General features: G+C 43.4%; 9 protein-coding genes and 1 tRNA gene. 9 read left to right on the top strand and 1 reads right to left on the bottom strand.

What is annotated here, in order from left to right; all coding sequences use genetic code 11:
* Positions 1–259 precede the first annotated feature (259 nt).
* Positions 260–2,290 (bottom strand): excinuclease ABC subunit UvrB, encoded by a 2,031-nt coding sequence (gene uvrB / locus L4C33_RS15405; RefSeq protein ID WP_428813303.1) that lies wholly within the window; start codon positions 2,288–2,290, stop codon positions 260–262.
* 517 nt (positions 2,291–2,807) lie between these two features.
* Between uvrB and L4C33_RS15400 the strand changes: the two genes are divergently transcribed.
* The 9 genes from L4C33_RS15400 (at position 2,808) to gloA (ending at position 10,598) form a co-directional block, all read left to right on the top strand.
* A tRNA-Asn gene (locus tag L4C33_RS15400) sits at positions 2,808–2,883 on the top strand.
* Between the two features lie 330 nt (positions 2,884–3,213).
* A complete protein-coding gene (gene rsxA / locus L4C33_RS15395) occupies positions 3,214–3,792 on the top strand; it encodes an electron transport complex subunit RsxA (protein ID WP_428813302.1) in 579 nt (192 codons plus the stop codon).
* 2 nt (positions 3,793–3,794) lie between these two features.
* Positions 3,795–4,388, top strand: a complete 594-nt coding sequence (gene rsxB, locus L4C33_RS15390) for an electron transport complex subunit RsxB (protein WP_428813301.1) — start codon at positions 3,795–3,797, stop codon at positions 4,386–4,388.
* Between the two features lie 8 nt (positions 4,389–4,396).
* Positions 4,397–7,072 carry an electron transport complex subunit RsxC gene (rsxC, locus tag L4C33_RS15385; RefSeq protein WP_428813300.1) on the top strand — a complete coding sequence of 892 codons (2,676 nt, stop codon included), beginning with the start codon at positions 4,397–4,399 and terminating at the stop codon, positions 7,070–7,072.
* Complete coding sequence (gene rsxD, locus L4C33_RS15380) at positions 7,072–8,118, top strand: electron transport complex subunit RsxD (RefSeq protein ID WP_428813299.1); 1,047 nt, start codon at positions 7,072–7,074, stop codon at positions 8,116–8,118. Before rsxC ends, rsxD begins: the two co-directional genes overlap by 1 nt.
* A 6-nt stretch (positions 8,119–8,124) precedes the next feature.
* Positions 8,125–8,760 carry an electron transport complex subunit RsxG gene (rsxG, locus tag L4C33_RS15375; protein WP_428813298.1) on the top strand — a complete coding sequence of 212 codons (636 nt, stop codon included), beginning with the start codon at positions 8,125–8,127 and terminating at the stop codon, positions 8,758–8,760.
* Positions 8,753–9,445: an electron transport complex subunit E gene (locus L4C33_RS15370; RefSeq protein WP_428813297.1), complete on the top strand. Its 693-nt coding sequence runs from the start codon at positions 8,753–8,755 to the stop codon at positions 9,443–9,445. The genes rsxG and L4C33_RS15370 overlap by 8 nt, the downstream gene beginning before the upstream one ends.
* A 72-nt stretch (positions 9,446–9,517) precedes the next feature.
* Positions 9,518–10,153: an endonuclease III gene (nth, locus tag L4C33_RS15365; protein WP_428813296.1), complete on the top strand. Its 636-nt coding sequence runs from the start codon at positions 9,518–9,520 to the stop codon at positions 10,151–10,153.
* A 28-nt stretch (positions 10,154–10,181) separates the two neighbouring features.
* Positions 10,182–10,598, top strand: coding sequence for a lactoylglutathione lyase (gene gloA, locus L4C33_RS15360; protein ID WP_428813295.1), 417 nt, complete (start codon positions 10,182–10,184; stop codon positions 10,596–10,598).
* Positions 10,599–10,728: the final 130 nt, after the last annotated feature.

The raw sequence follows: 10,728 nt of genomic DNA, 5'->3' as shown, positions 1-10,728 counted from the left end.
ACCTAGCCACATATTATTTGCGTTTAATAGAATAGTCGCATTCCGCTTTGCATTATGCAAATTCAAACGTGGTATTTTATGTGATCGTTTTTTACAACAAATAAAATCAATAACTTATGACTGGCACATGAAATGCTATATACACTACGACCTTCGGGTCACCTAGCCAACTGACGTTGTTAGCGGACGAGAATATCCGCAGTTATTGCCAGTAGATATCATTACTACTGGCTATTTTTTGTCTATAGCATTGAAATAGTTAACTGTTTTCGATGAATTTCTTTCTCAAAGTCTCGATTTCATCTCGTTTTTGAGCCGCTAACTCAAACTCTAAATTCTGCGCATGCTGATACATTTGACCTTCAAGCTTAATAATCTCTTTATCCAATTGCTGAGGGGTAAGCACTTCATAACTTGTCGAAGGCTCTGCAATTTTAGATAAAGGCACTTGTTTGGAAGCTTTCTGCTGCTTGGACTTAATGCTGCCCCCAAGCTCCATTATGTCTTTAACATTGCGCTTAAGAGGCTGAGGACTAATACCCTGCTCTTTATTGTATTCCTGCTGCTTCGAGCGGCGACGTTCCGTTTCATCAATCGCTTTTTTCATCGATTTAGTGATCTTATCTCCGTACAAAATGGCTTTACCATTAATGTTACGCGCCGCACGTCCAATAGTTTGAATAAGTGACCGTTCTGAGCGTAGGAAGCCCTCTTTATCAGCATCTAAAATAGCGACTAAAGATACTTCCGGCATATCCAAACCTTCTCGAAGTAAGTTAATACCCACTAACACATCAAACTCGCCTAGCCTTAGGTCTCGAATAATTTCGACACGCTCAACAGTATCAATATCGGAATGCAAATAACGAACTTTCACTCCATGCTCGGTTAAGTATTCAGTAAGATCTTCTGCCATTCGCTTTGTCAGCGTCGTCACCAAAACCCGCTCATCTTTTACTGAGCGAATGTGGATTTCAGAAAGTAGATCATCCACTTGCGTAGCAACTGGGCGAACCTCCAAGATAGGGTCCAGCAAACCCGTTGGTCTCACGACCTGATCGGCAATATCATCCTCAGACTTTTCAAGTTCATAATTACCGGGTGTTGCCGATACGAAAATAGTTTGCGGAGCGATGGATTCAAACTCCTCGAACCTCATAGGTCGATTATCTAGTGCGGAAGGTAATCGGAAACCAAATTCCACTAGCGTTTCTTTTCTCGAACGGTCCCCTTTATACATTGCGCCAATTTGTGGAACAGTAACGTGGGACTCATCAATAATGAGCAAGCCGTCTTTTGGCAAATAATCAAATAAAGTAGGTGGAGCTTCGCCCTCTTTTCTTCCACTAAGATAACGGGAATAGTTTTCAACCCCCGAACAAAACCCCAGTTCATTCATCATCTCAATATCAAACAGYGTTCGTTGAGAGATACGCTGTTCTTCAACTAATTTGTTGTTTTCTTTTAGGTAAGCCTGACGCTCGACCAATTCCTCTTTAATATTCTCAATCGCTTCGAGGATTTTTTCACGAGGTGTCACATAGTGAGTCTTAGGGTAAATAGTAAAACGAGGGATATCTCTTTGCTTTACAGCGCCAGTAAGCGGATCAAAAATGCTGATGCTATCAATTTCATCATCAAACATTTCAATTCTAACGGCGTCCTGTTCTGATTCTGCAGGGAACACATCAATAACTTCACCGCGCACACGAAACTGACCACGCTCAAAAGCGACATCATTACGCTTGTATTGCAGTTCAGCCAAGCGACGTAAAATATCACGCTGGTCCACCACATCCCCACGAGTCACATGCAACATCATTTTCAAATAAGATTCAGGATCACCCAAACCATAGATAGCAGAGACAGAGGCAACAATGATGGCATCTTTTCGTTCTAAGAGAGCCTTAGTCGCGGAAAGACGCATTTGTTCGATATGAGCATTTACGGCAGCATCTTTTTCAATAAAAGTATCCGTAGTCGGAACATAAGCTTCAGGCTGATAATAGTCGTAGTATGAAACGAAGTATTCAACTGCGTTATTAGGAAAGAAGGATTTCATCTCGCCATAAAGCTGAGCCGCTAACGTCTTATTCGGAGCAAGTAAAATAGCCGGTCGCTGCGCTTCAGCAATCACGTTTGCCAAAGTAAATGTTTTACCCGATCCCGTCACCCCAAGTAACGTTTGATGAGCAAGCCCTGAATCTAAACCATCTAACAACTTTGCTATTGCTGTTGGCTGATCACCAGCAGCACTGTAGTCAGATACCAAATCAAATACTTTGCTCATATCGCTATTTTCCATACTGTATTTATAATCAGTTATTGTTACTCTTAGCTAGCTAACGATGCAAGCCCCAATATCAAAATTTAAATCACAAAATCACTTATAAGTAACTGGCATTCACATTCAAGTGTTGATAGAATCTTTCGCCCTACAAGATGAAATCAAATTCATATAAAAAGTTTCATCCACGTCTTTTCCCCAAAAACAGACGATCTACAACATTCCGTGCTTAATTTTCAACCAATCCATTTTCTATCCACATTCACAAAATATCTGTTAACCTTCAATAAATCATACGGTTAAACCAAAATCAGCAACGAAGTTAGAACCTATTCATTCCAACAATAATTTTGTTAAGATTTCGCACACACACTTATCCACAATTTTGGTGGATAACTAAACCTAGCGTAATTACGTAAAGGGCTTCAAGAAAGTAAAGACTTTTTCGTTACTTTTTAATGATATTTTTTATTGACAGGTACAATATCAATCTTTATCATTCGTCCCGCTTTCAAGCAATTCCCCTTTAGTTCAGTTGGTAGAACGGCGGACTGTTAATCCGTATGTCGCAAGTTCAAGTCTTGCAAGGGGAGCCAAATTTAGAAAAGCCGCATCATTGATGCGGCTTTTTGCGTTTTAGGCCTTTTCGACTTGGTTCTTAAGTATTCGAGTTATCACCAGCCTCTTACCTTTACAGTTTCTGTAAGTCATCTTGCTCAAATGGAGCAAGCCCAAAGCTATGCAATATAAACTTTTCCATTTGTTCACTGGCTGTTTATACCCATATAAAATAACAACTCTGTAAAACTTCCGAAATTTGAGCATAAATTTTCATCAACCATATAAAACCTTATCGATCCTTGGTTGTTATTAGGCTTACAAAGCAGGATAATATTAAGATCGGATTTTTAAAAAAATAATCAATCATGACCGAATATCTTTTGTTGTTGGTCGGCACTGTGCTGGTTAATAACTTTGTTTTAGTGAAGTTTTTGGGCCTATGTCCATTTATGGGCGTTTCTAAAAAGTTAGAGACGGCTATTGGTATGGGACTAGCAACCACATTTGTGCTAACCCTAGCATCAGTGTGTTCGTATCTTGTTGAGACTTATATACTCGCGCCACTAGGCATTGAATACCTTAGAACCATGAGTTTCATTCTTGTCATTGCCGTCGTCGTGCAGTTTACAGAGATGGTTGTTCACAAGACTAGCCCGACACTTTACCGATTACTTGGTATTTTCTTACCATTAATCACGACTAACTGTGCCGTGTTAGGCGTTGCACTATTGAACATCAATGAAAGCCACAACTTTATCGAATCTATCGTATACGGTTTTGGTGCAGCCATTGGTTTTTCGCTTGTGCTAATCATTTTTGCCTCAATGCGTGAAAGAATCACCGCAGCTGATGTTCCGTTACCATTCAAAGGCGCATCCATTGCCATGATCACTGCAGGCCTTATGTCACTCGCCTTTATGGGCTTCACCGGATTGGTGAAATAATCATGAATACCATCCTTATCGCTATCATTGCCTTGGTGGCATTAGCGGCTGTATTTGGCGCTATTCTTGGTTTTGCCTCTATCCGTTTMAAAGTAGAAGCGGATCCTATTGTCGATCAAATAGACTCTATTTTGCCTCAAACGCAATGTGGGCAATGTGGTTACCCTGGCTGTAAACCTTACGCAGAAGCCATTGCTAACGGCGACAAGATAAACAAGTGCCCTCCTGGCGGACAAGCGACAATCGAAAAGCTTGCTGAATTAATGGGCGTAGAGGTCGAAGACTCAGCACACGACCTAGACGACAAAGTTAAAACCGTCGCCTATATTCACGAAGATATGTGTATCGGCTGTACTAAATGCATTCAGGCTTGCCCTGTTGATGCAATTGTTGGCGGAACCAAAGCGCTGCACACTGTCATAAAAGATGAATGTACGGGTTGTGACCTATGTGTTGCACCTTGCCCAACCGACTGTATTGAAATGATCCCACTAGCAACAACGACTGAGAACTGGAAATGGCAACTTAACGCCATTCCCGTCACTGACATTACCAACCAAGTAACTGATGCTAGCACGTCAGATTCTAAGCTGTAGGAGTTGGTATGAATTCTTTAATTGAACAAATTCGTACAGGGTCAATCTGGCACTTTCCAGGTGGCGTTCACCCTGCAGAAAATAAGAAACAGTCCAATAAAAGTGAATTGGTTCACGCAAGCATTCCAAGCGAAATTGTATTACCGATAAAACAACATATCGGTAAAGCAGGCAACTTGATCGTCGCGGTCGGTGATTATGTCGAAAAAGGGCAAGCATTAACCAATTCTAACACCGGTTTTATGCTGCCAGTTCATGCACCGACTTCAGGTACCATCGAAGCTATTGAGCCCCGAACTACCGCTCACCCTTCAGGCTTAAGTGAAGTAAGTATCGTCATCAAGCCAGACAACCTTGATGTTTGGACAACGAGATCACCGGTTGATGACTACACAACGAAAACATCCGATGAATTACTCGATGTTATTCGTCAGGCTGGTATTTCAGGCATGGGTGGCGCAGGCTTCCCTACAGCCAAGAAAATTCAATCTGGTTTAGCACGTACCGAGATATTGATCGTCAACGCAGCTGAATGTGAACCTTACATCACTTCTGATGACAAGTTACTTCAAGAACACGCTGACCAGATCATTCAAGGCATTGAAATTGTCGAACACATCCTCAAGCCAAAGCTTACAGTCATTGGTATTGAAGATAATAAGCCCGACGCGATTAAAGCGTTGGAGCTAGCCTCTGTAGACAAAGATATTGTGATTCGCGTTATACCGACCAAATATCCGTCAGGTGGTGAAAAACAACTGATAAAGATTTTGACCAACAAAGAAGTACCAGCTGGCGGCATTCCCGCAGACATTGGCGTTCTAGTTCAAAACGTTGGGTCTCTGTATTCGATCAAGCGCGCTATTTTAGATGGTGAACCCGTCATCAATAGAGTGGTGACTCTTACCGGTAAAACGTTCAAGCAACCTCGCAATGTCTGGGCTTTACTGGGTACTCCCGTACAAAGTCTGCTTGATGAGTTTGGCTACAAAGCGGATAGAAAGCTACCTAGATTGATCCTAGGCGGTCCAATGATGGGCTTTACATTGCCACATGCCAACGTGCCTATCACCAAAACATCTAACTGCATCTTAGCGCCCACTCGTAAGGAAATTGCGCCTAGCGAATATGAGATGGAATGTATCCGCTGTGGTCAATGTGCAGAAGCCTGTCCTGCATCGCTGCTTCCTCAGCAACTGCAATGGCACGCTAAAGCCAATGAACTCGACAAATGCGAAGAGCTAAATCTAAAAGACTGCATTGAATGTGGCGCTTGTGCATTTGTGTGCCCGAGCGAAATCCCTCTTGTTCAGTACTATCGCCAAGCGAAAGCGGAAATACGTACACGCCAACAAGAATCGGAAGCCGCTGAACGCGCGAAAATTCGATTTGAAGAAAAAAATGCGCGTATGGAGCGCGATAAAGCAGAACGAGAGAACAGATTTAAAAAAGCCGCAGACAATCGTCGTAAAGAAATGAAATCTCCAGCCGGAGATGACGCAATTGCTGCAGCCATCGCTCGAGTCAAAGCGAAAAGTGCAGACACTCAATCTGGTGACGAGCCGAAAGTTAAACCAGCTGTGGCGGCTGCGATTGCTAAAGCTAAGGCGAAACAAGCACAAGCTCAGAGCGCCGAAGCTCCAGATAACACAGAAATGGCCAAACTTCGTGAAGAGCGCAAAAAACTCGCTCGTGAACGTAAAGCCCAGAGAGAGCAGCCAGAAGAGCAAGCTGAACCAAATGATAAAAAATCAGCAGTAGCTGCGGCAATCGCTCGCGCTAAAGCTAAAAAAGCTCAGCAAGCTAACAGCGAAACCAACAACGCTGAATCAGCTCAAGCTTCGAACGAAGCACCTATTGATCCAAAGAAAGCTGCAGTAGCCGCGGCAATCGCTCGCGCTAAAGCGAAAAAGACTCAGCAAGCGAACAGCGAAACAAACGACGCTGAACCAACTTCAACTTCAGACGAAGCACCTGTTGATCCTAAGAAAGCTGCAGTGGCTGCGGCAATCGCTCGCGCTAAAGCTAAAAAGGCTCAGCAAGCGACCAGCGAAACAAACGACGCTCAACCAACTTCAGGCGAAGTTCCTGTTGATCCTAAGAAAGCTGCAGTGGCCGCGGCAATCGCTCGCGCTAAAGCTAAAAAGGCTCAAGCGAACAACGAAACAAACGACACTGAGTCATCTTCAACGTCAGACGAAGCTCCTGTTGACCCTAAGAAAGCTGCAGTGGCCGCGGCAATCGCTCGCGCTAAAGCGAAAAAGGCTCAGCAAGCGAACAGCGAAACAAACGACGCTGAACCAACTTCAACTTCAGACGAAGTACCGGTTGATCCTAAGAAAGCTGCAGTGGCCGCGGCAATCGCTCGCGCTAAAGCGAAAAAGGCTCAGCAAGCGAACAGCGAAACAAACGACGCTGAATCATCTTCAACGTCAGACGAAGCTCCTGTTGACCCTAAGAAAGCTGCAGTAGCCGCGGCAATCGCTCGCGCTAAAGCTAAAAAAGCTCAGCAAGCTAAAGAAGAAACAAACGACGTCGAGCCAACCCAAGTTTCCGACGAAGAGCTAGTTGATCCAAAGAAAGCTGCGGTAGCCGCAGCAATCGCTCGCGCTAAAGCTCGTAAAGCAAAGTTAGTTGAAGACAAGCTAGCTGAAGRCAAAAAGAATATTGAGGAGAAAGAGTAGTGGCCTTTTTTATTGCCAGCTCACCGCACGCTCATAGCCGTCGTAGCACACCTGATCTAATGAAATGGGTTGCGATATGTGCACTACCTGGATTAGTAGCTCAAACTTACTTTTTTGGTTGGGGAACATTAATACAGCTAGCGCTCGCTCTTGTTTTAGCTGTCAGCTTTGAAGCTGCAATGATGCTATTAAGAAAACGTCCTCCAATCAGAGCTTTACGTGATTACAGTGCTGTAGTGACAGGTTGGCTATTGGCAGTAGCCATTCCACCGCACTCACCTTGGTGGTTATTAGTTATAGGTATCTTCTTCGCAATAGTCATTGCGAAACATTTATACGGCGGGATCGGACAAAACCCATTCAACCCTGCAATGGTCGCTTACGTTGTGTTACTGATCTCCTTCCCAGTTCAAATGACAAGTTGGAATTCACCATTGTCGCTAACTGCCGAGACGGCAAGCTTTGTAGATTCCTTTCAAATGATTTTTACGGGGTTTAACGCTGAAGGCCTATCGCTACAGCAAGCGCGAATTGGTATTGATGGTACAACAATGGCCACGCCTTTAGATGCGTTCAAAACAGCATTACATGCAGGTAATACTTCAGCTGAAGCATTAAGCCAACCTCAGTTTAGCGGGCTTGCCGGTATTGGTTGGGAATGGGTAAACCTAGCTTACCTAGCTGGCGGCTTATTATTAATCAAACAACGTGTTATCCAATGGCATATTCCGGTCGCGCTATTGGCTAGCCTGGTCGTGTTCAGTTCTGTATTCAGCCTATTCTCCCCCGGCGAAACAGCTTCACCAGTACTGCAACTATTATCTGGTGCAACAATGCTTGGCGCATTCTTTATAGCTACCGACCCAGTATCTGCCTCTACGACTGTAAAAGGCAGGCTCGTTTATGGTGCTTTGATTGGTGCCTTGATCTTTATTATTCGCAGTTGGGGTGGCTTTCCTGATGGAGTGGCATTTGCAGTTTTGCTGGCCAACATGTGTGTCCCACTAATCGACTACTACACTAAGCCAAGAACTTACGGATATTAAATCAATATGTTAAATGCCATTAAGAAAAACGGTTTAACTCTAGCGATTTTTGCCTGTGCTTCAACAGGGTTAGTTGCCGTAACTCAGTACTTAACCAAAGACCAAATTCAGCGCCAAGAGCAAGCTCAGTTGCTTTCGGTTCTTAACCAAGTCATTCCACATGAAATGCATGATAATGAACTATTCTCATCATGTACTTTGGTAACAGACCCTGCACTTGGTACGGATAAAGCAATGCCTGCTTATTTGGCGACATTACAAGGTCAGCCAAGCGCTATTGCCATCGAGGCCATTGCACCTGATGGATATAACGGTGCAATTAAAGTTATTGTCGGAATTCAACAAGACGGTACGATCTCTGGAACACGAGTGCTTTCCCACCAAGAAACCCCAGGGCTTGGTGATAAGATTGATATGCGTGTTACGGATTGGATTACCAGCTTTACCGGAAAACAAGTAACAGAAGCCAACTATGCTCGCTGGGGCGTTCGCAAAGATGGTGGTGATTTTGACCAATTCACTGGTGCGACGATCACACCAAGAGCTGTGGTTAGAGCCGTAAGAGATGCGGTGCAATACGTGAACGAAAACCAACAAACATTATTTAATCAGCCGTTAAATTGTGGTGGCAATCATGACTGAACATAAAACCCTGATCAAAAATGGCATGTGGGCTAATAACCCTGCCCTTGTTCAATTACTGGGCTTGTGCCCATTGCTTGCTGTTTCTTCGACTGTTACTAACGCGTTAGGTCTTGGGATTGCGACTCTATTAGTACTGGTTGGCTCTAACGTGATTGTTTCTTTGGTTCGAAACCACGTGCCAAAAGAAGTTCGAATTCCAGTTTTTGTAATGATCATCGCTTCATTAGTAACCTGTGTTCAATTACTGATGAATGCCTATGCATACGGTCTTTACTTGTCTCTGGGTATCTTTATCCCATTGATCGTAACCAACTGTATCATCATTGGTCGAGCAGAAGCCTTTGCCTCTAAGAATGAAGTATTACCAGCTGCACTTGATGGTTTCTGGATGGGACTGGGGATGACATCGGTTTTAGTCGTACTGGGCGCAATGCGTGAAGTTATCGGAAATGGCACTTTGTTTGATGGTGCCGACTTATTACTCGGTGAATGGGCATTATCGCTTCGTATTGAAATCTTCCAATTTGAAAATAGCTTTTTGCTGGCTTTATTGCCGCCGGGGGCATTTATCGGTGTTGGTTTTTTAATAGCCGCGAAAAACTTCATCGATAATCGAATGGAACAAAAGCAACCCAAGCCAGAAAAACCAACAATTGAACGAGCGCGTGTTACTAACGCATAAATAGCGATAGACCACAATTAAGCCTCGCTAGGCTTAACCAAAAATATAATTAAATTGAAAGTAATGTGACGAATGAACAATACCAAGCGTGTCGAAATTTTAGAACGTTTGCGGGACAACAACCCAAACCCGCAAACAGAACTTAACTGGAGCTCTCCATTTGAATTGCTGATTGCTGTATTACTTTCAGCACAAGCAACAGATGTGAGCGTGAATAAAGCAACAGATAAGCTCTACCCTGTAGCCAATACACCTCAAGCAATTTTTGATCTTGGTGTCGATGGTTTAAAAGAGTATATCAAGACAATTGGATTATTTAATTCAAAAGCCGAAAACACCATTAAGACTTGTAGAATGTTACTCGACCTACACAAGGGAGAAGTTCCTGAAAATCGCGAAGCACTAGAAGCTTTGCCAGGAGTAGGTAGAAAAACTGCCAACGTGGTATTAAATACTGCGTTTGGTTGGCCGACCATCGCTGTCGATACACATATCTATCGAGTTTCAAACCGGACTAAGTTAGCAATGGGTAAAACGGTCGACGATGTCGAAACCAAGCTACTAAAAGTCATCCCAAAAGAGTTTAAGTTAGACGTCCACCACTGGTTGATTCTTCACGGTCGTTATACTTGTGTAGCAAGAAAACCACGATGTGGAAGTTGTATCATTGAAGACTTATGTGAATTCAAAGAAAAAACCGATACATAAGTCATGAGCAGAAGCTAGGAGCAAAACTATGTCAAACGGTCGTATTCTTCACACCATGTTACGTGTGGGCGATTTAGATAAATCAATTGAGTTCTATACAAAAGTTATGGGTATGGAGCTACTTCGTACTAACGAAAACGCTGAATACAAATACACCTTAGCTTTTTTAGGCTTTGGAGACGAGTCACAAGGCGCGGTTATCGAGCTAACATACAACTGGGGTACTACGGAGTACGACCAAGGTTCAGCTTTTGGCCATATCGCTATTGGTGTTGATGATATCTACCAAACGTGTGATGCAATCAAGGCAGCAGGCGGCAACGTAACGCGTGAGGCAGGCCCAGTTAAAGGTGGCTCTACACACATTGCCTTTGTTAAAGACCCTGATGGCTATATGATTGAGTTAATTCAGAACAAACAAGCAAGTGCTGGCCTTGAGGGCTAGCTCAAGCTAAGCATTATAGAAAGCGAGCGCCCTGCTCGCTTTTTTCAAATCAATTTTATTGTCTAATAAAACACCTGACATACGCTGCCATTTTATTAAATCTCATTCACAACACTTTACTTGATAATAA

It is taken from the genome of Vibrio makurazakiensis, from assembly GCF_050337375.1.
Taxonomy (GTDB): Bacteria; Pseudomonadota; Gammaproteobacteria; order Enterobacterales; family Vibrionaceae; genus Vibrio; species Vibrio makurazakiensis.
This window is presented reverse-complemented; position numbering and strand designations above follow the sequence as displayed.

Coding starts and splice junctions, on each gene's coding strand:
- rsxA (WP_428813302.1), top strand. CDS start 3,214: ATGACCGAATATCTTTTGTTGTTGGTCGGCACTGTGCTGGTTAATAAC.
- rsxG (WP_428813298.1), top strand. CDS start 8,125: ATGTTAAATGCCATTAAGAAAAACGGTTTAACTCTAGCGATTTTTGCC.
- L4C33_RS15370 (WP_428813297.1), top strand. CDS start 8,753: ATGACTGAACATAAAACCCTGATCAAAAATGGCATGTGGGCTAATAAC.
- nth (WP_428813296.1), top strand. CDS start 9,518: ATGAACAATACCAAGCGTGTCGAAATTTTAGAACGTTTGCGGGACAAC.
- gloA (WP_428813295.1), top strand. CDS start 10,182: ATGTCAAACGGTCGTATTCTTCACACCATGTTACGTGTGGGCGATTTA.